Origin of the sequence: Conyzicola lurida, assembly GCF_014204935.1 — a bacterium.
Lineage (GTDB): Bacteria > Actinomycetota > Actinomycetes > Actinomycetales > Microbacteriaceae > Conyzicola > Conyzicola lurida.
The window spans coordinates 2,112,855-2,135,499 of record NZ_JACHMJ010000001.1 but is presented as its reverse complement, the minus strand read 5'-3'; the positions used below and the strand labels follow the sequence as shown (position 1 = coordinate 2,135,499).

The window sequence follows — 22,645 nt, the reverse complement described above, 5'->3', positions numbered from 1 at the left end:
TCCGGGCGAACGCTGATCGGGCCTTTACGGGGAATGGATTTCAGCCCCCAGCGTTAACTTGAGTCAAAGGCACTCAAGTTTCACCGGGAGGTCGAATTGCCTACGAACAACACACCCGAAGAATCCGCCAACTCGTTCGACGAGTTCCTCGCGCGGTACCTTCAGGGCGAGCGGTCGGCGCAGTCCGGCAACTCGATCAACATCAGCCGCCTGCTGAGCCGTCGCAGCCGCGAGGTGCTCGCCGAGGCGGGCCAGCTCGCCGTCGAGCTCGGCCACTCCGAGCTCGACGCGCTGCACATCCTGCGTGTCCTCGCGAGCAACGAGCCCGCGATCGGCGCCATCACCGGTGTCGGCGCCGACCCCAAGTCGATCGTCAACGGCGTCGACGAGCGTCTGCCCGAGGGCGTGCGCGCCACCATCGGTGCTGCACCCATGCTCACGCAGTCGGGACAGCGCGCGATCCTGCACGCCTACCAGATCGCCCGTGCCTCGGGCTCGACGTACATCGACCCCGAGCACCTCTTCTTCGCGCTCGTCATCAATCAGGACTCGCCCGCGGGCCAGGTGCTGACATCCGCCGGCGTCACGCCCGAGGCGTTGCAGTCGAACCTGCGCGAGTCGGTCACTCCGGAGGCGGAGGCCGCGACATCCGACGCTCAGAAGAGCACCACGCCCACGCTCGACAGCTACGGCATCGACCTCACCGAGCGTGCCCGCAACGGCGAACTCGACCCCGTGATCGGCCGTGCCGACGAGATCGAGCAGACCATCGAGATCCTCAGCCGGCGCACCAAGAACAACCCGGTGCTGATCGGCGAGGCCGGCGTCGGCAAGACCGCGATCGTCGAGGGCCTCGCCCAGGCGATCGTCGACGGGGGAGTGCCCGAGCAGCTTCGCGACAAGCGCGTCGTCTCCCTCGACCTTCCCGCGATGCTCGCCGGCACCAAGTACCGTGGCGACTTCGAAGAGCGCCTCACCAAGCTCATGGACGAGATCACCGCGCACAAGAGCGAGCTGATCGTGTTCATCGACGAGCTGCACACGGTCGTCGGCGCGGGCGGATCCGGCGACGGCGCGATGGACGCGGGCAACATCCTCAAGCCGCGGCTCGCCCGCGGTGAACTGCACGTGGTCGGCGCCACCACGCTCAAGGAATACCGCTCGATCGAGAAGGACCCGGCGCTCGAACGCCGGTTCCAGACCGTGACGGTCGGCGAGCCGAGCATCGAAGACGCCGTGCTCATCCTCTCGGGGCTGCGCGGCGCGTACGAGGATCACCACGCGGTGACCTACACCGACGCGGCCATCCGCGCTTCCGTCGAGCTGTCGGCGCGCTACGTGACCGACCGCTTCCTGCCCGACAAGGCGATCGACCTCATCGACCAGGCCGGGGCGCGACTGCGCCTCACGCTCGGGTCGAAGGTCGACGTCTCCGCGCTGCTCGAAGAGCTCGCGACGCTCGAGCAGTCGAAGAACTCCGCCGTGAGCGCCGAGCACTACGAGGAGGCCTCGCGGTACCGTGACGAGATCGAGGCGCTGCAGCGCAAGCTCGACGCGCACGGTGCTGCCGCGACATCCGGAATCTCGGCCGTGGTCGACGAGAAGGAGATCGCCGCCGTGATCTCCCGCGCCACCGGCATCCCGGCCAGCCGCCTCACCGAGGCCGACCGTTCGCGTCTCGCCCGTCTCGAAGACGAGCTGCACGCCCGGGTCGTCGGCCAGGACGACGCGGTCTCCGTCGTCGCGAAGGCCGTTCGGCGCAACCGCACCGGCATGGGCGACGCCGACCGGCCCGTGGGCAGCTTCCTGTTCCTCGGCCCGACCGGCGTCGGCAAGACCGAGCTGGCCAAGTCGCTGGCCGAGTCGCTGTTCGGCGACCCGACCGCGATGCTGCGCTTCGACATGAGCGAGTTCGGCGAGCGGCACACGGTGTCGCGTCTCGTCGGCGCCCCTCCCGGATACGTCGGGTACGACGAGGCCGGACAGCTCACCGAGCGCATCCGACGCAACCCGTACTCGGTCGTCCTCTTCGACGAGATCGAGAAGGCCCACCCCGACGTCTTCAACCTGCTTCTGCAGGTTCTGGATGACGGCCGCCTGACCGACGGCCAGGGACGCACGGTCGACTTCCGCAACGCGGTCATCATCATGACGTCGAACGTGGGCGCCGAGGTGCTCGCGAGCCGCAGCGGTGCCATGGGCTTCGTCGGATCCTCCGACGCGAGCGGCTACTCCTCCGAGAAGGATCTGCGCGACCGCGTCATGGGCAAGCTGCGCGAGGCGATGCGGCCCGAGTTCCTCAACCGCATCGACGAGATCGTGCTGTTCCGCAAGCTGTCGGCCCCGCAGTTGCGCGAGATCGTGCGGCTGCTGCTCGACGCGACATCCGCCCGGTTGGCCGGTCGCTCGATTTCGCTGACAGTGACGGATGACGCGGTGGACTGGATCGCCGAACGCGGGTACGAGCCCGAGTACGGTGCGCGGCCGCTGCGCCGCACGATCCAGCGCGAGCTCGACGACCGCATCGCCGACCTGCTCGTGACGGAGGCGCTGACCGACGGCGGCGCCGTCACGGTCGACACGGTCGACGGAGAGCTGCGGGTCAGCCCTGCTGGAACCCTCCGCATGGCGGCATAGCGTCAGCCGCGGGTTGAGCCTGTCGAAACCCTGAACCGCCCGCCCCACACCCGGGGCGGGCGGTTTTTCCGTTCTCCTCAAGATCCGCACACCGATAACACGATTACCCGTAGTATCTCCACTGGAGTTTCGATCACGAAAGAAACGGGGACTACGACATGCACATGACCGAACGCGCGTCGCGCGTCATCGACTTCCGCGAACTCGGCTCCGATTTCCGCTGGATCGACGTCAAGACGTTCGAGCTCAAGAAGTCCCGCGGCAACCTCGACACGCTGGCCGCCCTGATCGCGAACCCCTGGTACGACGACGACTACGCGAGTCCCTCCGGCGCGCTGCCGACTCCCTCGCCGGGAGTGCACGGCCCGTACCGGCTCGACGCCATCACGCCGAACTCGTTCGAAGAGGTCAGTACCCGCGCGTGCTCCGCCGCCATGACCGCGTGGGCCGACCAGCTCGGCCCGCTGCCCACCGCTTTCGCCGCCCGGTATTCCTACGTCGTGCAGTCGCTCCTGCTCGACTCGCGCTTCGTCTACCGTTTGCGCGACCTCGGCCCCGCCGCGCTGCACGGCCGCAACGACCACCTCGGCGCCCTCGGGTTCCTCGAGTTCGTCATCGCCTCGAAGTCCTCGAAAAAGGTAGCCCTGTTGGTCGCTAGCGACGACTAGCCGCCGCGGTGGTTGAGTAGGCGGCCGCGGCCGTATCGAAACTCCTACCCCAACCCCGCACCTCGTCAACCGCTTCACCCCTCGACCCCCGCCTGCCACGCTAGCCAGGTGACCACCGCGACCTGCACCTACGCCCTGGGCGGCTGGTGCGTCGACTGGTTCTCCGACTTCGTGATGTCGTCGGGCTTCGCCGGGATCCTCGCCGTGGTCGCCGCCGTCGTCGCCTACGCCGCGGCCACCCGCAACGCGTCGCGCGAGCGCTGGTGGCGCCGCGCCGAATCCGCGCTCAACATGACGACGTCGGCCGACAAGTACATCCGTCTCGCCGGCCTCGAGATCCTCGGATCTATGAAAACGCGTGACGCCGACGAGCGCACGTTCATCCGTGTGACCATCAAGTGGTTCACCGACGAGGCACTGCAGCGGCCCACCGGTGAGGAGGAACCGCACGACGATCCGGCGCCGAAACCACTCGGCGTCGCCACCCGGGCGGGCATGCGCATCGATGGCTTTTTCCAGCGGCCGAGACGATAATTGGCAGCACGAGTGGAGCCAGGTAGGAGGGCGACATGAATCCGAGAGACGTTCCCCAGCGCGAGGCCTCGAAGCCGTCGCCGGAGGAGAGCATCCTCGCAGCGCAGATCCGGGTCAAGCTCGATCGCCAAGACAAGATCCCCACGCCCGAGTGGATCGTCCGGCTGGCGAACTCCGGACAGACCAACCCGACCAGCTGAGCACGCCATGACCGTCGACTCGATCGTCATCAATGCGTCGCCCGAGCAGGTCTGGGCGGCCCTCCTTGCGGGGACGGGCGGCTGGTACTTCGACAACCGCATCGAGTCGAGCTGGGTCGTCGGGGAGCCGGTGACCAACTACGGCCCCGCCGGCGACATCCATATTCACGGCGTCGTCGTGGCGATCGAGCCGCAGAAGCGGCTCGTCACGACGTTCCGGCCCGTGTGGGTCGAGTCCGTCAGCGGCGCCCCGACCACCGAGGTGGAATGGAGGCTGACGCCGATCGGCCCGCTCACCCGCGTCACCCTGACGCACCGGGGCCTGCCGATCCAGAGCCCGGTCGCGACCGAGATCGCCGAGGGCTGGGTCTACCTGCTGAGCAACCTCAAGACCGTGCTGGAGACCGGCAAGCGGATGCCGCCGCCGGTCTGACAGCTCTACGGCCGCAGCAAAACCTTCCCGCCACGCCCCTCGATGAAGTTCGCCTCACTCGCCGTGCGCACGTCGTAGAACGAGTAGGTCGCCTCGACCGGAAGGGTGAGTGCCCCGGTCCGAATCCGCAGCGCCAACTCGCCGAGCAGTTCGCTCCGCTTCTGCGGAGCCATCGAGCCCATGACCTTGCTGCCCCAGAATCCCTTGACGGTGAGGTTGTTGAAGATGATGCCGCCCGAGCGGATCTCCATCACGGGCGACGCCATCGCGCCGAAGACGATGAGGGTGCCGTTCTCGGCGAGCAACGACGTGAGGTCGCCCGAGGCGCTGCCGCCCACGGAGTCGAGCGCGGTCGTGATGGGGGAGTCGCCCGTGATCTGCTTAACCTTCTCCTGCCACCCGTCGGTCTCGGTGGCGACGACGTTGGTGATGCCCTGCGCCTCGAGTTCGGCGACGCGCTCGGGCTTGCGCACGAGTCCGACGACGTTGATGCCGCGCGCGACTGCGAGTTGGGCGACGAGGCGTCCCACGGCGCCGTTTGCGGCGTTCTGCAGCAGCCAGTCGCCCTCGCCGAGGTCGAGCGTGTCGAGCAGGCTGATCGCGCTGAACGGCATCGAGACCAGCTGCGCGGCGACCTCGTCGGTCAGTGACTCGTCGACGGGGATCAGTGACGCGGCCTTGGCGATGAAGTACTCGGCCCAGACGCCGAACGTTCCGCCGGTGGCGACGCGCTGGCCGACCTCGAGGTGCGTGACGTCGGCGCCGAGCGCGTCGACGACGCCGACGGCTTCGGTGCCGGCGCGGGCGGGCAGCTCGGGCTTGAACCCGTAGGTGCCGCGCACGGTCCAGAGGTCGTGGTTGTGGATCGGCGACAGCAGCAGGCGCACCCGCACCTCGCTGGCGGAGGGCTCCGGCAGGTCGATGTTCTCGACGGCGAGAACCGCGTTGGGCTCACCGAACTCGTGATGGATGATGGCGCGCATGGCAGTACCGGCTTTCCTATTCGTGATGCTCACTCGGCTGCAACGCTGCTCGTCGAACTGAACTGGTCGTTTCACTATATACTGCAACGACCAGTTCAAATGAGCGGATGACGGAGCCTGACGTGGGACGATCGAAGACGTTTGTCGACACCGACGTCGTGCTCGCGGCCCGCGACGTTTTCTGGGGGAGCGGCTACGAGAACACCGCCGTCGCCGACCTCGAAAGCGCCACCGGACTGAACCGGTCCAGCCTGTACCACTCGTTCGGCAGCAAGCGCGGCCTCTTCGACGCCGCGGTCGAGTCGTACCTCGACGACGTCGTGCGCCCTCGTCTCGCCCCGCTCGCGTCGCCGCTAGTCGCGTCGGACGCGCTCGAGAATTACATCCGCGGGCTCCGCCGCGCGATGGTCGACGAGCCGTCGTCGCTCGCGGCCAACGGCTGTCTGCTGCTCAACGCCACCGGGTCGCCCGTCGGGCGCGAGGCCGCGGTGCAGGATGTGGTCGCGCGCTACGTGGCCGAGCTTCGCGCCGGCGTAACCGCGGGCGTCGCGACGAGGCGTCCCGACCTGGACACGCCCGCCCGCGAACTCCTCACCACCACGGTCACTGGCCTGATCTTCGCCTCGATGGCGATCGTGCGGGTAGACCGCCACGCGGCCGGCGCCACCCTGGACGCCGCCCTGGCCGCAATCGCCCCCGTGGCGGATTGAGCCTGTCGAAATCCATGTGATTCACGCAGCAACATCAACCCAGGCCGCAATCGCCCCAATGACCGCGCCGAGAGTCACTAACCCCCAGCCCCAGGCCTGACGGTTGTATGCCTGTGACAGCCGGAGCTCGTCTGCGTCGAGCAGATTCGCCGCCTTCGCCAGCACGGCTTGGGAGGCGCGGCGCCGCTTGACGACCCGAAGTCGGGAGAACCTGTTCTTCGCCTCGCCGACCTCGCGCTGCACGATCGAGTTCTGAGCCGCCAAGAAATGGCGCATCGAGTCGAGTCCCGTGCGCGCGGACGTGATGACCTGCCACACGGTGCCGACGACGGTCACGGTGGCGCCGATCGCGATCCAGAGAGTGAGGCTCACAGCGGTTCCAATCTCGCGCAGACAGGAAGGGGATTTCTCCTCACTCTAAGTGCGCGGGCCGATCGAGCACAGCGCTGACCGAACCGCGATGTAAAACATTCTTGACACGAAGCCCCGTCGCCCCTACCGTCATCCATGTAAAGAATCTTTGACACGGAGGTGTGCGATGACTCTCGAAGAACGGCAGTCCTGGATCCAGCTCGTGGTGTCCGTCGTGTTGTACGGCGTCTACGTCGCGGTGATCCTGCGGCAGGCGGCATCCATGCCCCTCGTCGACGTCGACTACGTGCCGGCCATGCTGTGGACGATCGGCGGCGCAATCGTCACGGCCATCGTCGTCAGCATCGCGGTGGGCATCGTCACGCCCCGCAGCGACCAGAAGAAAGACGTGCGCGACCGCGACATCGCCCGCGTCGGCGACCGGGTGGGGCAGTCGTTCCTCGTGATCGGAACCCTCGGCGCACTGCTTCTCGCGATCGTCGAGGCCGACTACTTCTACATCGCCAACGCCCTCTACCTCGGCTTCGCGCTCTCGACCGTGCTCGGCTCGATCACCCGGGTCGTCATCTACCGCCGGGGGTTCTGAGAGTGGTGAAGGCGACGAAGGTGACGAACAACATCCGGGCGCTGCGGGCCGCGGCCGGCGACATGACGCAGGCCGACCTGGCCGACCGCATCGGAGTGACCCGGCAGACCGTCATCGCGATCGAGCAGGGCCGCTATTCGCCCTCGCTGGAGGTGGCGTTCCAGATCGCCCGCGAGTTCGATGTGCCCCTCGACGACGTATTCCACTACGGAGGCTGACATGAAAGCGATAGTGCAGGACCGCTACGGCGACTCCTCGGTGCTCCATCTCGCGGACGTTCCCGTACCCACCATCGGCGCCGACGACGTGCTTGTCGACGTGCGCGCGACCGCGCTCAACATCGGCGACACCCACCTCATGACCGGGCTGCCGCTGATTGTGCGTCCGTTCGTCGGCCTCCGTGGCCCGCGGCAGAGAATCAGGGGCATGGATGTCGCGGGCGTCGTCCATTCGGTCGGTGCCGCCGTCACGGCCTACGCCCCGGGAGACGAGGTGTTCGGCGTGGTGTCCGCGGGCCTCGCTGAATTCGCCCGTGCGTCGGCCGCGAAGATCGCGCCCAAGCCGGCCTCGCTCACGTTCGAGCAGGCCGCGTGTCTGCCGACCTCGGGCGCGACCGCACTTCACGCGTTGCGCGACGCCGGGCGCCTGCAGCCGGGCCAGCGTGTTCTCGTCATCGGAGCAGCCGGCGGAGTGGGCATCTTCGCGACGCAGATCGCTCGGGCCTCCGGTGCGCACGTGACCGGGGTATGCAGCACCTCGAAGGTCGGCTTCGTGAAGTCTCTCGGCGCCGACGAGGTCATCGACTACACGGTGACGGACATCACGACTCTCGACGCCCGGTACGACCTCATCTTGGATCTGGCCGGCATGCGACCGATCCCGTCCCTGCGTCGCATCCTCGCGCCGACCGGAACCCTCGTGCTCGTCGGGGGAGAGGGCGGTTCGCGCCTGCTCGGCGGCCTCACCCGCTCGATGCTCGCCCCGTTGCGCGCCCTGGGCTCGAAGCAGCGCCTGGTGGGCTTCAATTCGGTGACGAATGCCTCGGATCTCGGGTCGCTCGCCGAGCTCGCCGAAGCAGGAAAGATCGCGCCTGTGATCGACTCTGTTGAGTTGGCGGCGCGGGTCGACGGACTCGCGCCGTCATTTCTAACGAACAAGCGCCATGGAAAGCGAGTCATTGTTGGTTGAGCCGTCGGACTGATTGCCCGCGTTGTCTTTGAGGATCAGATAGCCAAGCTCGCGGCATCCTATATTTCGGGCAGATTTTTTCTGTGGTGAGACGACTCGAAAAAAGTACTTGCGCGACGAGACGAGCTATCCGTACCAATCCAGTCGGCGACCCTTCGCTCCAACTCTTCCACAGCCACGTTTAGCTGGAACTTTTCTCCGCCGGTAAGAAGTGTCATTCCACCTTGGCTGGCCGCCGCAAGACGTTCAAGAGCGATTCGAGCATCTGGAGTTGAGGGTTTGATCCCTCGCGAACCCAAGACGGTTCGAATCATCGACAGCTCGCGAATGGCGTCGTCAGACATGAACGTTTCGAGCTCGCGAATCGCACCGATCATTTCGGCTGCGAGGGCACGTGAAGATTCGGCGCTGTCGCCTAGTAAGGCATCGACCGCGAGTGTGACTTCGGCGGGAGCGTATCTTGTCGCCACTATTTGCATTACTGAGCGAGCAGTAACGTCGTGTCTTTCCATGGATGCGACGACTCGCGCCAGCTGATCAATGGTCCAGCAACTAATTTTCAGGGATTGCGCACGTTTTGCCGCCGCCGCGTCGTCTTCACGAGTGCCGCCGGGGTATCCCGGAGCGACGAGCAAACAACCATCGGCACCCTCGTCGACCATGTGTTCCTGCAATCCTGCAAAGTCAAGAGCGCTGAGGCTCGGCAACTTGCCGCTGGCTTTTGCCTCAAGTGTGATTTTTCGCTCACCATCCGGATAGTCGCGGAATCTAGCAACACCGTCCGCTTTGCCTCCGTTGCCCAAGTGTTTTGCTACAAAACCCAAAGATCTCACTGCAATTACCAGCGCGATTTCGAGCTCTGTGTCTGAATCGGATGAATCGCGCAAGGCCTGCGCGATTGCTGCTGGGGAATTCATCTGTTCTCTTGCCAAACCGCGAAGGAGGTTATCCCGTCTTTGTAGCACCTCGCCCACAACGTGAGCAGCGACCCCGGCTTCTCGTAGGTAGACCTCCAACAACGCTTCGGCAGTTGCGAGATGGTAGAGAAGATCCATTGACTTCGGTGAGTCTTTGAATTCGAGCGCGAGTTCGTGGTCCGCATTTACAGTGAAGCTATGTTCAGTGGGATCAAACTCCACCAATCGCTCTTGTTTTCCTCGCTGCTCCAAGCGATAGCTGTAAGGCTGCCGTTCATCGGTCGAATACAGGCTTGCAACTAAGGTCTTCGTGTCCTCAGCTGTCGGTACTTCGACGTAGAACCATGAGTCATCGGCCTCCGAACCGGCATTCAGGTCGTCATCGAAATTGGTCTGCACCAAAGCGTCAGCGAGGGGCTTTTCCACGAAAGTCGGATACACGTAGTGACGTTCGTGCTCTCGTCGCGCGCCGTGCTGCGCTTTTTCCTTCATTTTCATGTCGAACTGGGACCTGGCCTCGTTGAAAACCTCGACCAGAAGTTCCCGCAGGGCAGTCACGCGGGGGCTATTCCCCGCGCTTTCGCGAGGTGCGGTGACATCTATGTCCAGATCGTCAGCATCAATCTCCGCGCGGAATCGGTTAAATACCTCGTAGCTCAAAGCGTGTGAGCCGAATAGGGGGTCCTCCTCCCCGATAAGCCGTCCGCGTACCTTTACGAAGAACCCGTGTGAGCGAGTGAGATCGCTACTCTTGCCGCCATACAGTGACTTGTCTGTCACGATTGCGCTGCCACTAACTCCGCTAGGCAGCTGACTCGAAACCAAGCGCTTCAGCGGTCCGCCGTCATTGTCGACATCCAGCGTTTCAACGCGCCAATCCGAATCCGTTGCCCTGTTCAACGTATCGATTCGCTTTTGAGGTAGTTCAGCGATGTTGAATTCCGCGATGCGCGCGTAGGTGTTCTTCTTCGCCTCGATACCGATTCCATTGAGGAACACCTCGAAATCACCAAGTGGCATAGCTGTTGAGAGTATCCACTTCAACCGGTTGCCCGAGATCGATTCAACGACGCCCTTGAGTTCTTCGAGCAATACGAGTGTCCATTGAGACGCACTGTCGAGGCATGTCGAGAGGTCGAGGCCACTCTCCTCCAGAGCCGTGGCGAGGGCAGCCTGTGACAAGATGTCGGTCGTCTCGATCTCACGTACATCGAGGCGAACCGGCGCCTCAGCTTCACCGTTTGGGGAGGAGTGGAAATCGTCGAACGATAAAGTCACCGCATAAATGTGGCCAATTCCCGTCGACGTTATGTAGGTGACCCGACGCGCGAGGGCATAAGTGGCGAGCTTCCCAATGCCGAACTTGCCAATCTGCTTGCGTTTTCGAACTTTCTCGACCTGCTCGGTTCTTTTGTTGGATGCCCCTACCCGCCACAAGTCAGACAGTCCTGCCAAGTCCATTCCCACCCCGGTGTCATAGACCGCGATAAGCGGCGCTACGGAAAGGACTGGCTCGATCGTGGATAGCGGCGCGATGACATGAACGCTTGGCGCATCAGCGTCGAAGGAGTTGATCACCAACTCCTCAATGGCCTTTAGCGGGCTCGAATATAGCTGTTCGCTAAGGAGCGTGATTAGCTCGCGCGACAGCCGTACCTCAATTGGGCCAGCGGAGATGCCGGACGCTTCGAGTCCTTGTCCGATGGTGGAGGCGACAACAGGAGTGATCGGCAATGTGTCAGTCATTTTCTCCACTTTCAGGACCAGATAAAGCTAGGTTAGCTCGAATTTTCTAGTCCGGATGTTGCGTTCCTCCTGAAAACAAGCACGTGTTCAGTATTGATATCAGCCCCATTGCGTCTCACGTAGGACATGTAGCGGTTGCGAACGGGGTACGTGAGGTGCTCCGAGAGCTGGAAATGTGGACCCGCAAGTTCGACGAACAACTCATCAGTTGGAATTTCGATTCCGTTCCAAGTGCTCCTGCCCACAATGAAAATTGCCGGGGACCCGGGCTTAAGTATCGTCGACATGGATTCGAAGACTCTCGTCATCGACGCAAAGTAGACCTGAAAGTCGCGAGCGCGAGATTCTCCGTGATTTCGCATCTGATCCAGCCACGCCTGAACCTGAGGCGTGCCTCTCCATTTTTCATTTGCGCTGGGATGCGAGCTCGCGACGCGAGCGCGACCGATGTATCGGGGAAGTAGCTCGAGGCGATCTTTCTGTGACTCAGTGTGTCCGAGCCAAAACATCTCTAGCTGATGTCTTCGGTAGTAGTCGACGGCATTCTGGTAGGGCGGGGACGTGATAATCGCATCGATGTCGTTCAAGTCTCCGAGCTGTTGTGCGTCTCTCAATTTCACATCGGCTGTGACTTCAGTTGCGGCTCGAAGGGCAGAGAATGACATGACTGCTTTTTCTGTCTTCTTCAAGGCTTTCCGGAACAGGGCGAACGGATTTACGACTCGCCCCGCGGCGTCCTTTCGCAGCATGTGTGCCGTGACCTCTAACCCAGAAACCGGGACCGGGTCGGCGTTGCTGGAGTTCCTAATGATGGATCCGAAAACCACGAGTAGTAGTTCCTGAATCTCAGGGTCGGTCTGATGCTGTGCTATCCACGCTCGAATACGAGCAAGGTCAGAAACGACATACCTTCGAAACCAGTGGTCTAGTTTTGGGATCTCAGGGACCCACAATTCTGATTGCTCGGCCGAGGCTTCTGACGCGGAGATATCTGCGAATGCGAGACTTTTGTAGCGCTCGTCAGTCCGTTCCCAAGCGCGGGTTTGGTCCGCTGCGTCTGCAAAAGACTTTTGCAGTTCGGCAGTCCGATAGCTCGAGATTTTTGCTTTTGAGATTGCGACGGCGAGAGGGTCGACGTCACTGCCGACGCTATTTCGGCCAGCAATTGCAGCTTCAACGAGCAATGTGCCGCTTCCGCAAAAGGGATCCAAGATCGTCTGCCCTGGCTGCGTGAATCGTTCAATCAATGCGTCCACGGCAGGCGGATGAAACTTTGCTGGGAATCGGAAAATCTGGTGGATATCGGGCGGAGAAATCCCGTCGAATTCAAGGGTGTCGAAGTCGACGACGTCGTTTTTTTCAGCGTTCATGTATTTTCCCCGGCGGTGAAGCGGTCGTTGCGAATTCGTGAAGAGACCTAGGCATCGATCCTCAGCCGCCGTCCTAACGTTAGTGCAAGGAAACGAGTGGACTCGTCTGGTGCCAGTCGCTGAGTCATGCCGGGCGAAATCAAGCGTCGCGCGTACAAAGTCAGTTCGGACACCACAGCCTCAACATAGAATCCCCATAGCACTCCCTGCGTAACTAGTCGCACCCCGTTCACCGACTAGTAACTCAGGAGCCCCCATGGTCCCCGCCCTAATGATCGCCATCGATCTGTTCGCCATTTCGATCATGACGTTCGGCATGTACTTCCGTCGTCACCGCCGCCGCGACCTCGTCGTTGCGTTCCTCGGCGTCAACGTCGGAGTCCTCGCCGTCGCGACAGTTCTCGGCTCTGCCGAGGTCGGCGTCGGCCTGGGCCTCGGACTCTTCGGAGTGCTCTCGATCATCCGCCTCCGCTCGAGCGAGATCTCGCAGACCGAGGTCGCGTACTACTTCGCGGCGCTCGCGCTCGGCCTCCTCGCCGGACTCAGCACCACCATCAACCCGCTCGTGATCGCCCTCATGGCGCTCATCGTCGTGGTGCTCTTCGTCGGCGACAACCCGCGCCTGTTCACGCAGTACCGCCAGCAGACGGTACAGCTCGACACCGCCTACGCCGACGAGACCAAGCTGCGCCTCGAACTCGAACGCATGCTCGGAGCCCAGGTGCACAAGGTCACCGTTCAGCACCTCGACCTCGTCAACGACACGACCTTCGTCGACGTGCGCTACAAGATCACGAACACGCCGCCGGCCCAGGCGCGCTTCCTCGCCGCCGAACAGCAGGCCGCCGAACTCGTCGGGAGCACCCGGTGAACCACCTCGACTCCATCTCGCTCGACGAGCTCGTCGCCGTCGCGGCACTGCAGACCCGGGTCGACCGCAAGTACATCCTCCATGCCGACGAGGCAGAGAAAGTGCTCGAGAAATTGGATGTCGCGACGCGGGTCCTCGAGATCGACGGCCAGCGCGCCTCCAACTACGAGTCGGTCTACTTCGATACCCCCGAACTCCTGAGTTACCGCATGGCGGCGACCGGCCGCAGGCGTCGCTTCAAACTCCGCACGCGCAGCTACGTCGACACCGCCGAGTCCTACCTCGAGATGAAGACCCGCGGCGCGCGCGGCACGACGGTGAAAGACCGCCTGCCGTACGAGATGGACCACCGCGACGCCCTCACCCGCGACGGACGCGAGTACGCCGACGCGGCCCTCGACGGCATCGGCATCGACCACCCCGAGAGCCTCTCCCTCGTGCCCACCCTCGTCACCCGGTACCGGCGCGCGACGCTCTTCCTGCCCGGCTCGCAGAGTCGTTCGACCGTCGACACCGACCTCAGCTGGGAGACCGACGACGGCGCGATCCTGCGCCTGCCGCGCTCCGTGATTATCGAAACCAAGTCGGGCTCCCGCACCAGCGAGGTCGACCGGCTGCTCTGGTCGCACGGCCACCGCCCGGCGACGATCTCCAAGTTCGGAACCGGCCTCGCCGCCATGCGTCACGATCTCCCCTCCAATAAGTGGGCCCGCGTCATCCGCCACCACTTTTCGAACCAGAACTAAGGAGCGCACCATCATGCGCAAGCGTTTTACCCTTCCCGCCACTGTCACCTCCCTCCTGCTCGGTGCCGTCATCCTCACGGCGTGTGCCACGACGACTGCCACGGAGTCGACCGAGTCCGCCGCGGCATCCACCTCGTCGACCATCACCGACGTCGACGCGACGATCACCGCCGATGCGGTGCTGGCCGCGAACGAGAACGCCACCACGACGAACGACGACGAATGGTCGATGGATGACGCCGTCGAGATCACCCTCGACGGTGACACGGCCACGTCCGATTCCGACGCTGTCACGATCGACGGGTCGACGGTCACCATCACGGCCGACGGCACCTACGTGCTCAGCGGCAGCCTCGACGACGGACAGGTGGTCGTCGACACCGCCGACGAGGGCGTGGTCGCACTCGTGCTCGACGGGGTCGCGATCTCCAGCTCGACGGGCGCCGCGATCGCGGTGACCAACGCCCAGAACGCGGTCGTCTCGCTCGCCGACGGCAGTGACAACATGCTCAGCGATACGTCGGCCTACGCCGACACGGCAGACGCGAACGCGGCCCTGTACGCCGACACCGACCTCACCATCACCGGCGACGGCACGCTCACCGTGACGGGTAACGGCAACGACGGCATCGCCTCGACCGACGACCTCGTCGTCCTCTCGGGCGCCATCGTCGTCGACGCGGTCGACGACGGGCTGCGCGGCAAGGACTCGCTCACGATCGAGGGCGGCGACGTCACGGTCACGGCCGGAGGCGACGGACTCAAGAGCGACGAAGACGCCGACCTCACGCGCGGGTACATCGACATCTCCGGCGGCACGGTCGACGTGACCGCGGCCGGAGACGGATTCGACGCCCAGACCGACCTCGTCATCACGGGCGGCACCGTCACGGTCGCCGCGGGCGGGGGAGCGGCCGAAGAGGTCACCGACACCTCGACCAAGGGCCTCAAGGGCGGCACCTACGTCGTCATCGAGGGCGGTTCGGTCGAGGTCGACTCGTCCGACGACGCGCTGCACTCCAACGGCGCCATCCACCTCGGCGGCGACGCGGAGATCAGCCTCGCCAGCGGCGACGACGGTGTGCACGCCGACACCGCGCTGCTCATCGACGGCGGCACGGTCGAGGTGACCGACGCGTACGAGGGACTCGAGAGCACCACGATCACCCTGGCCGACGGCACCGTCGACATCACCGCGAGCGACGACGGCATCAACGCGTCGGCCGGCACGAGCGCCGCGACCGAGGGCGGGCAGGGCGGTGGCATGGACTCCGCCGGTGCCGAGATGATCTACATCACCGGCGGCGACATCACGATCGACGCCCAGGGCGACGGCTTCGACTCCAACGGCTCCGCCGAGGTCAGCGGCGGAACCCTCACCGTCTACGGCCCCACCAACGACGGCAACGGCGCGCTCGACGTGAACGGCACCCTCGAGGTGTCCGGCGGAACGGTGCTCGCGGTCGGCAGCGCCGGCATGGCGGTGACCCCCGACGAGGACTCGGCGCAGGGCTTCGTGGCCGTGACGGCGAGCGGCGAAGCCGGGTCGACCGTCGAGATCCAGACGGCGGATGGCGCGGTCATCGAGTCCTTCACGTCGGTGAAAGATTTCGCGTCGGTCGTCTACTCGTCGTCCGAGCTCGAGGATGGCGCGGAGTACTCGGTCTACGTCGACGGCGAACTCGCCGGAACCGGCACCGAGGGAGTCGCGTCCACCGGGACGATGGGCGGTGGCGGTGGAATGCCGGGCGGTGGAGGTACCCCGCCGCAGCGCTAGGGCACCACTCGCGGGTTGAGCCTGTCGAAACCCCACCTACCCAGGGGATTTCGACAGGCTCAATCCGCTTCCGCCTCGGCGGGTTGAGCCTGTCGAAACCTTTCTCCACCGTCCTGCTTTTCTAGACAGGTGTCCAGAAGTGGAGGTAGGCTGGAACCATGGAACGCGCCGACGCGATCGTCACCCCGCTGCACGAAACCCGCAGCGGCATCCGCACGTCCGGAGACCCTCGCGTCGCCCGCACCCGACAGGCCATCCTCGATGCGGTCGAGACACTCGCCTCGGGGGACGAGCTCATCACCGTCGCCGCCATCGTCCGCACCGCCGGTATCGGCCGAAGCTCCTTCTACACGCACTTCGCCGGCATCGACGAGCTCGCCGTCGAGGTTCTTAAGGGCGCTTTCGAGGCCATCGGCGCCGAAGACGTCGAGTTGCGCCGCCACCGAGTCGTGAGCGGGGCCGAAGCCGCGCGAGTGGCCCAGGTGCGGCTCGTCGGCCACCTCGTGCAACACCGTGCCCTCTACGCCAGCATGCTCGCACTGCCCTTCACCTCGACCGTTTTCACGAGGGCGGTCGAGGCGTATGCCGCCCAAGTGCGCGCCACCATCGCCCTGCTCCCCGAGATCCCGCACGGCCTGTCCGCGGAGGCCGTCGCGGTCTACACCGCGTCCGGCTCGCTCGGCCTGCTCGCGCACTGGATCCGCAGCGACGACCCTGTGCCCGCCGACGTGCTCGTCGACCAGCTGATGTCGCTGGTGCCGAGCTGGCTCGCCGCGCCCTGAGAACCCGCCGGCACCGATGCCGGGGAAGAGAGAAACGAAAGTGGAACCCGAAATGGCAAGAAAGTTCGTAGTCACCGGCGCAGCATCCGGAATCGGCAAGGCGCTCACCGAGCAGCTGCGAGGCGAGGGGAAGACCGTGTACGGCGTCGACCTGCGCGACGCCGACGTCAACGTCGACCTGACCACGGCCGAGGGTCGCACCGAGCTCGTCGCGAAAGTGACCGAGCTCAGCGGCGGCACCATCGACGCGATCGTCGCCGTCGCCGGCCTGGCAGCCCCGATCCCCGCGACCGTGGGCGTCAACTACTTCGGCGCTATCGCCACGCTCGAGGGTCTGCGCCCGCTGCTCGCCGGGTCGGACGCACCCCGCGCAGCGCTCGTCGCGTCGCTCGCGGCGCTCGAGCCGACCGACCCGCCGCTGCACGCCGCACTGCTCTCGGGCGACGAGGAGAAGTCGCTCGAACTCGCGAAGGCGATCGCCGACGCCCCGACGGACACCCCGAGCAACGCGATCTACAACACCAGCAAGAACGCGATCGCGCTCTGGGTGCGCAAGAACGCGCCGACCGACGAGTGGGCAGGAGCGGGCATCCCGCTCAACGCCGTCGCTCCCGGAGTCATCGCGACTCCGATGACGGCCGCGATTCTCGAGACCGAAGAAGGACGCGCGGCCATGGCGGCCGGCGCACCGTCGCCGCTCAACGGACCGGCGGCGCCGGCGTCCGCGCCCGCTGCGCTCCTCGCGTGGCTCACCAGCGAGCAGAACACGCACGTCACCGGACAGATCATCTACATCGACGGCGGCGCAGACACGATCCGTCGCCCCGACTCGATCTAGGCCATCGCGGGTTGAGCCTGTCGAAACCCTTCTACCCAGGGGATTTCGACAGGCTCAGTCCGCTTCAGTCGAGGGCGGCCCGGGCCTCCTCGGCCTCGTCGAGTGCTCGCGCCGCCTTCGCGCGGTCGCGGTCCGCCGCCTCCACGGCACGCGCCGCGTCGGTTAGCTCGGCCTCGACCTCGGCGAGGTGCTCGCGCAGTTCCTGACGCTCGAGCGCCAAGGCCTCCTTCGCGCGACCCGCGTCCTGCGACATCCGGTCTGCATCTTCTAATGCCGACTTCGCCTCGGCCACCGCGACCTCCGCCGCTTTGACGGCCCGCTTCGACTCGATGCTCGTGACCACGGCGCGCGCCCTCGCCGGCTGGCCGGCGACTGCGTCGTCGAGGTCGACGGCGTCGAGACCGTCCCCGGAGAGCCCGCGCAGCAGCCGCCCGGACGAGATGGCCGCGGCGGCCGCGGGATCGGTCATTCCGGCCTGCAGCGTGCGTTCGACCTCGGCGACCGCGGTCGCGTTGACCGCGTGTCCGGCGTCGTCGGCGAGACCCGCGGCCAGCTTCGCGAGCGCTGAGACGAGCGCCCGCCGCTGACGCGTGAGATCGGCGAGGGTGTCGCGGTCGGCCTCGGACTGCGCGTCGCGCAAGGCATCTCCGAGCGCGAAGAGCTGCGCGAGTTCGTCGGACTTCGCACGCGCGAGCAGGTTCGTCGCCCACGCACCGGCCGAGGGGCGGGGCAACGCCTTCACCGCCGCTCCCAGCTCGCCGCCGAGCTGCTTCGCGCGGGCGTTGCGGGCGGCGGTGAACTCGGCCGGTGTCAGGGCCAGCAGTTCGTCGGCGATGTCCTCGATGGTCGGCACTACGACTGCACGACGCAGAACCGGTTGCCCTCGGTGTCTTCGAGCACGATGTAGTCGGCGAGGTCGGGGTAGTCCCAGTCGACGGTCGTCGCGCCCAGCCCGACGAGCCGCTCGACCTCGGCGTCCTGGTCGTCGGCGAAGAGGTCGAGGTGGTGGCGGGCGGGCTTGTCCGAGGTGACGAGCATGAGCGACAGGCGTGTGCCCGTGCCGACCCGGGGTGCGAGCGTCGCCCAGTCGTCCTCGACCTCGTCGCGGGGCACGTAGTCGAGCGCGGCGGTCCAGAACGCGACCGCGCGCGGGATGTCGAGGGCGCCCCAGACGATGGATCCGATAGTCAGCATGAGCCGAGTATGCCGGGCGGGCACGCACCGTGGCGAGGGCTGGACGTGGTGAGCCGGATGACGCAGGCCTACGATGCCGTCGGCCGCGGCATCCTCGCTCTCGAATTGGGTCACATCGACCTATGGGTCGCTTCGTAGGTCGATATGGCGCAAGTTGCGGCCCGGCACGAGCGGCGAGAATGGAGCCATGTCACTGAACAAGCGCGAACGCGCGGCCACCAGCGAAGAGCTGCACGCCAACCTCGAGCTCGCCGGGCTAGGCGTCGCGGATCTGGAGCGGGCGCTCGGGCTGGACGACGACCGCATCGAGGGAGTTCTCGGCGTGACCGGGGCCGACCCGGTCGACGTGTGGCTCGTGCGGGACTACCTCGAGCGCGTCCTGCTCGAGCGCGGAGTCAAGCCGCGGACGTTCACGGTGCTCACGCCGGCGGCGCGGGTCGCGGCAGAGAAGTGGTTCGCGCTGTACGACGTGGACGAGGTGTTGAAGGAACAGTAGGGAGTTTCCAATCCCTCGGTCGCAGGCTCCCTCGGCGCTGGGGTCGCGGAATCGCTGGCGCGATTCCCATAGCTCCACCGCGCAGGCTCAACCCGCGGGGGCCGACAGGAAGGCCAGCGCCGCATCTCGGAACGCCCGCGACGTCGGCGCGTTGAAGTGGTTGCGCCCCGGGATCTCGAAGAACTCGCCGTGTGCCGCCTCCGCGAGCGCCCGTGACTTCGGCAGGATCGAATCCTCGCTGCCCGTCGCGAACAGCAGCGGCTGGGTCGGCGCGTTGTCCGGCCCGGGCTGCGGGCCGCCGCGCATGCCCTCGACCAGCGCGACGAGCGCGGTCAGGTCGTTGCCCTCGATTCCGCCCGCCATCTGCAGGTACGCCTGGGTCAGCCGGTCGGTGACCTCGTGTCCATGCTCGATGTGCGCGCGCGCCTCGTCGGTGCGGAACCGCGTCAGCGGATCCCCGTCCGGAATGCCCCCGAGCACCGCACGAGAGATGCGCTCGGGCAGCTCGCGTGTAGCCTCCCAGCCGACACGCGCGCCGAGCGAATAGCCCACGTAGGCGACCTCGTCGAGCATAAACGTGTCGAGAACCGAGAGCACGTCGCCGACGAGCGACTCCATCGAATAGGCGCCCGGATGCCGCGGCTTGTCGCTCGCTCCGTGCCCGCGTTGATCGATCGCGATCACGTGGAAGCCCGCCCGGGTCAGATCGCGAACCCAGCCGGTCGCGTGCCAGTTGAGCAGCGCGCTCGACGCGAAACCGTGCACGAGGAACGCGGTGGGCGCCTCGGGGTCGCCGAACTCGTAGGTGGCGATCTTGGTGTTGTCGGGGGAGATGACCGCGCGCGCGGGCGGGACGGGAGGAGTAAGCATCCCCCCTATTGAACCAGCAGCTACGACTTCAGTTTGCGCAGAGCCGATCCTTTGTGCGCCGCGTGCGCCCCGGTCTTCTCCGACTCGACCAGGAAGGACGGTTCGTCGGATGACGCGGTGAAGTGTTGCCCGGCGAACTCGAAGTCGCGCGTCTTGCGCTCGATGATCGTTCCGAGCGTGCGGCCCTGCGAGGTGTTCCAGCTGACGCGGTCGCCGGTTTCGAGATTAGTCATGCCCTCACGCTACGTCGCTACGGAAGCGGTGCAACCCCTCGTTTCGCCGGATCGGGGTACTTACTATCAGTCGATGGACGGCGAGCAGGCGGTCATCAGGGCCGCGACGTGGAACGTGTGGTGGATCTTCGGGGAGCAGTGGCACGCCCGCGAACGCGGCATCATCGCGACTCTCGAGGAGTGGCGGCCCGACGTCGTCGGCCTGCAGGAGGTCTGGGCGATCGCCGGGCGCAACCAGGCCGAGACGCTCGGCGCCGAGCTCGGCATGTACGCCGCGTACGTCGAGCCGGGCCTGCCGCCGACGCCCCTTCCGCTCGAGAGCGACGACCAGTTCGGGGTGCGCATGGGGCTGGGGCTGCTCAGTCGCTGGCCGATCACCTCGGTCGAAGCCCACCCGATGCCGTCGACCGACCGCGGTCTCGTCGCGCTGCTCGCCACCATCGCCCACCCGCTCGGTCCGCTCAACGTCGTCGTCGGCGTCACCAGCTGGGAGCCCGACCGCATGGGGGAACACGCCGCCCAGGTCGTGACCCTCGGCGAGATCGTCAGCGGCCCGGCGTTCAACGGCCGGCTGCCCGTGCTGCTACTTGCCGACCTCAACGCCGACTTCACCTGGCCCGACATGGCCCGGTTGCGCGAGACCCTGCTCGACACCTGGGGCGAGGCGAACGACTACACCGCCGACCCGCGCACCTACAGCGAGACCAATCGCTTCGCGGCGGCGGAGGCCGAACTGCAGTACAACCGGCGCATCGACCACGTGCTCGCGCGCCCCGGCGACCCCGAGCACCCCGTCGGCGTAATCTCCTCCTGGATCGTGCGCGACGAGGTCGACGGGCTGCCGCCGAGCGACCACTACCTCGTGGTCAGCGACCTGTCGGTGTGAGGGCCGCCAGCCGACGCTCGAGGTAGAGCCGCGAGGGCCCGTCGGTGGTGAGGGAGATCGCCTTCGTGTAGGCGTCGGCCGCGGCATCCGTCTGGCCTGTGCCGGCGAGCAGATGCGCGCGTGTCGCCCACGCGGGTTGGAAACGGGGTGCGTCGACGGTGTCGAGCGATTCCAGTCCGGCGGCGGCGCCGTGTACCTCGCCGACCAGGGCGGCACGGGCCACGCGCGCGCCGAGTGTGGGGGCGATGCGCACGAGTGCCTCGTGCAGGGCGAGCAGCGCTGGCAGATCGGGGCCGGCCGGCGCCGAATACGCGGACTGGATCGCCGCCTCGAGCTGGAACCGCCCGATCGCGCCGAGGGAGTGCGCTCGTCGCAACAGGGCCTCGCCTTGCCGCACCAGGTCGGCATCCCACAGTGACCGGTCCTGCTCGGCGAGCGGCACGAGGCAGCCGTCGGGCGCGACGCGGGCGTCCGCGCGCGCGATCGAGAAGGCGAGGAGCGCCGCGAGCCCGGAGGCCTCGGCTTCCGTGGGCAGAAGGGCGGCGAGCGTCGTCGCCAGGTAGAGCGCTTCGGCGGCCAGCGACTCGCGCACGGTCGGACCCGACACGAGCTGCCATTCGATCGCGTAGGCGCCGTAGACCGCTTCGAGCACGGCCGGCAGCCGCGCCGGCATGTCGCTGAGCAGCGGCACCACGAACGGCACTCCCGCGTCGCGGATACGCCGCTTGGCCCGTACGAGCCGCTGCGCCATCGCTGGTTCGGGCACGGCGAACGCGCGCGCGATCTTCGCCGACTCGAGCCCGAGCACCGTCTGCAGCATGAGCGGGGCGCGCACGGCGGTGTCGATCGCCGGATGCGCGCAGACGAACATGAGCTCGAGCCGCTTGTCGGGGATCGCGTCGAGGTCGACGATGTCGAGCACCGCGACGTCGGCGTCGAGCGGAGCGGTCACCCGGTTCGCCGCCGATCTCACCGTGTCGCGGTGCCGGTTGCGGGCCACCGACACGAGCCACGCCTCCGGGTAGTCCGGGATGCCGCGGGCCGGCCACACCGCGATCGCGCGTTCGAACGCGTCGGCGAGGGCGTCTTCGGCACGGGGGATGTCGCGCGTCTCCGCAGCGACGATCGCGAGCAGGCGTCCGTACGAGGCGCGGGCCACTCGTTCGGTCCGCGCCCGCGCGGTCACCGCGTCGTGATCCACTCGCCGCCGCGGTAGACGATCGCCGACGGGCGGATCTCGATCACGCCGTACTGCGCGCCGGGGTTCTTCTCGGCCCAGGCGATGGCGGCGTCGAGATCGGGCACGTCGACCACGAAGGAGCCGGCCAGCTGCTCGCGGCTCGCGGCGAACGGGCCGTCCTGCACCCGCGGGTTGCCGTCGCGCAGGGTGACGGTCGTCGACGCCGACGACGGCTGGAGGATGTCGACCGCGACGAGCACCCCGGCGCTCTCGAGCGACTTGGCGTAGAGGTCGAACGCTGTCTGGAACGACGCCATCTGCTCGGGCGAGACGTCGGCGTCGCCGGGCTCGGGTGCGTGGAGAAGGAGCGAGTACTGCATGGTGTGTCCTTTCGATGGTTGATGGTGACACTCCTATGACGATGGAGT

Annotated in this window: 26 protein-coding genes; 16 read left to right on the top strand and 10 right to left on the bottom strand. The window is 66.2% G+C overall.

Features of this window, described 5'->3' with window-relative positions:
- Positions 1-96 precede the first annotated feature (96 nt).
- The 5 genes from HD599_RS10385 to HD599_RS10365 all read left to right on the top strand — a co-directional run bounded on the left by HD599_RS10385 (position 97) and on the right by HD599_RS10365 (position 4,472).
- Positions 97-2,637, top strand: a complete 2,541-nt coding sequence (locus tag HD599_RS10385) for an ATP-dependent Clp protease ATP-binding subunit (protein WP_184237002.1) — start codon at positions 97-99, stop codon at positions 2,635-2,637.
- Between the two features lie 164 nt (positions 2,638-2,801).
- The gene (locus HD599_RS10380) at positions 2,802-3,305 is read left to right on the top strand and encodes a hypothetical protein (RefSeq protein WP_184236999.1); all 504 of its coding nucleotides are present in this window, start codon (positions 2,802-2,804) and stop codon (positions 3,303-3,305) included.
- Between the two features lie 108 nt (positions 3,306-3,413).
- Entirely contained in the window at positions 3,414-3,839 is a 426-nt protein-coding gene (locus HD599_RS10375) for a hypothetical protein (RefSeq protein ID WP_184236996.1), read from the top strand.
- A gap of 35 nt (positions 3,840-3,874) precedes the next feature.
- Positions 3,875-4,039 (top strand): hypothetical protein, encoded by a 165-nt coding sequence (locus HD599_RS10370; RefSeq protein ID WP_184236993.1) that lies wholly within the window; start codon positions 3,875-3,877, stop codon positions 4,037-4,039.
- A 7-nt stretch (positions 4,040-4,046) separates the two neighbouring features.
- Entirely contained in the window at positions 4,047-4,472 is a 426-nt protein-coding gene (locus tag HD599_RS10365) for an SRPBCC domain-containing protein (protein ID WP_184236990.1), read from the top strand.
- 5 nt (positions 4,473-4,477) lie between these two features.
- Here the strand turns inward: HD599_RS10365 and HD599_RS10360 are convergent, their stop codons facing one another.
- Positions 4,478-5,455 (bottom strand): zinc-binding dehydrogenase, encoded by a 978-nt coding sequence (locus tag HD599_RS10360; protein WP_184236987.1) that lies wholly within the window; start codon positions 5,453-5,455, stop codon positions 4,478-4,480.
- A 107-nt stretch (positions 5,456-5,562) separates the two neighbouring features.
- On the opposite strand from HD599_RS10360, the gene HD599_RS10355 reads away from it, so the two are divergent.
- Positions 5,563-6,165: a TetR/AcrR family transcriptional regulator gene (locus HD599_RS10355; RefSeq protein ID WP_221420482.1), complete on the top strand. Its 603-nt coding sequence runs from the start codon at positions 5,563-5,565 to the stop codon at positions 6,163-6,165.
- A gap of 21 nt (positions 6,166-6,186) precedes the next feature.
- Here HD599_RS10355 and HD599_RS10350 read toward each other — a convergent pair whose 3' ends face one another.
- The gene (locus tag HD599_RS10350; protein WP_184236984.1) at positions 6,187-6,537 is read right to left on the bottom strand and encodes a hypothetical protein; all 351 of its coding nucleotides are present in this window, start codon (positions 6,535-6,537) and stop codon (positions 6,187-6,189) included.
- Positions 6,538-6,703: 166 nt separating this feature from the next.
- Between HD599_RS10350 and HD599_RS10345 the strand changes: the two genes are divergently transcribed.
- The 3 genes from HD599_RS10345 to HD599_RS10335 are packed head-to-tail and all read left to right on the top strand — an operon-like array spanning position 6,704 to position 8,311.
- Positions 6,704-7,123: a hypothetical protein gene (locus HD599_RS10345; RefSeq protein WP_184236981.1), complete on the top strand. Its 420-nt coding sequence runs from the start codon at positions 6,704-6,706 to the stop codon at positions 7,121-7,123.
- A 2-nt stretch (positions 7,124-7,125) separates the two neighbouring features.
- Complete coding sequence (locus HD599_RS10340; protein ID WP_184236978.1) at positions 7,126-7,341, top strand: helix-turn-helix domain-containing protein; 216 nt, start codon at positions 7,126-7,128, stop codon at positions 7,339-7,341.
- 1 nt (position 7,342) lies between these two features.
- Complete coding sequence (locus HD599_RS10335) at positions 7,343-8,311, top strand: NAD(P)-dependent alcohol dehydrogenase (RefSeq protein ID WP_184236975.1); 969 nt, start codon at positions 7,343-7,345, stop codon at positions 8,309-8,311.
- Positions 8,312-8,370: 59 nt separating this feature from the next.
- Here HD599_RS10335 and HD599_RS10330 read toward each other — a convergent pair whose 3' ends face one another.
- Together HD599_RS10330 and HD599_RS10325 are read right to left on the bottom strand one after the other, a co-directional pair.
- Positions 8,371-10,974 carry an ATP-binding protein gene (locus HD599_RS10330; RefSeq protein WP_184236972.1) on the bottom strand — a complete coding sequence of 868 codons (2,604 nt, stop codon included), beginning with the start codon at positions 10,972-10,974 and terminating at the stop codon, positions 8,371-8,373.
- 32 nt (positions 10,975-11,006) lie between these two features.
- Positions 11,007-12,344 (bottom strand): TRM11 family SAM-dependent methyltransferase, encoded by a 1,338-nt coding sequence (locus tag HD599_RS10325; protein WP_184236969.1) that lies wholly within the window; start codon positions 12,342-12,344, stop codon positions 11,007-11,009.
- Positions 12,345-12,600: 256 nt separating this feature from the next.
- Here HD599_RS10325 and HD599_RS10320 point away from each other — a divergent pair, with 256 nt between their 5' ends.
- The 5 genes from HD599_RS10320 (at position 12,601) to HD599_RS10300 (ending at position 17,358) form a co-directional block, all read left to right on the top strand.
- Positions 12,601-13,215, top strand: coding sequence for a DUF4956 domain-containing protein (locus HD599_RS10320; protein WP_184236966.1), 615 nt, complete (start codon positions 12,601-12,603; stop codon positions 13,213-13,215).
- Positions 13,212-13,961 (top strand): VTC domain-containing protein, encoded by a 750-nt coding sequence (locus HD599_RS10315; RefSeq protein WP_184236963.1) that lies wholly within the window; start codon positions 13,212-13,214, stop codon positions 13,959-13,961. Before HD599_RS10320 ends, HD599_RS10315 begins: the two co-directional genes overlap by 4 nt.
- 13 nt (positions 13,962-13,974) lie before the next feature.
- The gene (locus HD599_RS10310; protein ID WP_184236960.1) at positions 13,975-15,738 is read left to right on the top strand and encodes a carbohydrate-binding domain-containing protein; all 1,764 of its coding nucleotides are present in this window, start codon (positions 13,975-13,977) and stop codon (positions 15,736-15,738) included.
- A 158-nt stretch (positions 15,739-15,896) separates the two neighbouring features.
- On the top strand, positions 15,897-16,520 hold the full coding sequence (locus tag HD599_RS10305; RefSeq protein ID WP_184236957.1) for a TetR/AcrR family transcriptional regulator: 624 nt from the start codon (positions 15,897-15,899) through the stop codon (positions 16,518-16,520).
- Between the two features lie 52 nt (positions 16,521-16,572).
- Positions 16,573-17,358 (top strand): SDR family oxidoreductase, encoded by a 786-nt coding sequence (locus tag HD599_RS10300; RefSeq protein WP_184236953.1) that lies wholly within the window; start codon positions 16,573-16,575, stop codon positions 17,356-17,358.
- 64 nt (positions 17,359-17,422) lie between these two features.
- On the opposite strand, the gene HD599_RS10295 is transcribed toward HD599_RS10300, so the two are convergent.
- A complete protein-coding gene (locus HD599_RS10295; RefSeq protein WP_184236950.1) occupies positions 17,423-18,211 on the bottom strand; it encodes a transposase in 789 nt (262 codons plus the stop codon).
- Positions 18,211-18,552: a VOC family protein gene (locus HD599_RS10290; protein ID WP_184236947.1), complete on the bottom strand. Its 342-nt coding sequence runs from the start codon at positions 18,550-18,552 to the stop codon at positions 18,211-18,213. Before HD599_RS10290 ends, HD599_RS10295 begins: the two co-directional genes overlap by 1 nt.
- Before the next feature lie 187 nt (positions 18,553-18,739).
- On the opposite strand from HD599_RS10290, the gene HD599_RS10285 reads away from it, so the two are divergent.
- On the top strand, positions 18,740-19,048 hold the full coding sequence (locus tag HD599_RS10285; RefSeq protein WP_184236944.1) for a DUF2316 family protein: 309 nt from the start codon (positions 18,740-18,742) through the stop codon (positions 19,046-19,048).
- Positions 19,049-19,135: 87 nt separating this feature from the next.
- Here HD599_RS10285 and HD599_RS10280 read toward each other — a convergent pair whose 3' ends face one another.
- Together HD599_RS10280 and HD599_RS10275 are read right to left on the bottom strand one after the other, a co-directional pair.
- Positions 19,136-19,918, bottom strand: a complete 783-nt coding sequence (locus tag HD599_RS10280) for an alpha/beta fold hydrolase (RefSeq protein WP_184236941.1) — start codon at positions 19,916-19,918, stop codon at positions 19,136-19,138.
- Between the two features lie 20 nt (positions 19,919-19,938).
- Positions 19,939-20,151, bottom strand: coding sequence for a hypervirulence associated TUDOR domain-containing protein (locus HD599_RS10275; RefSeq protein WP_184236938.1), 213 nt, complete (start codon positions 20,149-20,151; stop codon positions 19,939-19,941).
- A gap of 73 nt (positions 20,152-20,224) precedes the next feature.
- Here HD599_RS10275 and HD599_RS10270 point away from each other — a divergent pair, with 73 nt between their 5' ends.
- On the top strand, positions 20,225-21,037 hold the full coding sequence (locus HD599_RS10270) for an endonuclease/exonuclease/phosphatase family protein (RefSeq protein ID WP_184236935.1): 813 nt from the start codon (positions 20,225-20,227) through the stop codon (positions 21,035-21,037).
- Here HD599_RS10270 and HD599_RS10265 read toward each other — a convergent pair.
- Positions 21,018-22,196 carry a DUF6596 domain-containing protein gene (locus HD599_RS10265; RefSeq protein ID WP_184236930.1) on the bottom strand — a complete coding sequence of 393 codons (1,179 nt, stop codon included), beginning with the start codon at positions 22,194-22,196 and terminating at the stop codon, positions 21,018-21,020. The genes HD599_RS10270 and HD599_RS10265 overlap by 20 nt on opposite strands.
- Positions 22,197-22,219: 23 nt before the next feature.
- On the bottom strand, positions 22,220-22,597 hold the full coding sequence (locus tag HD599_RS10260) for a YciI family protein (RefSeq protein WP_184236927.1): 378 nt from the start codon (positions 22,595-22,597) through the stop codon (positions 22,220-22,222).
- Positions 22,598-22,645 lie beyond the last annotated feature (48 nt).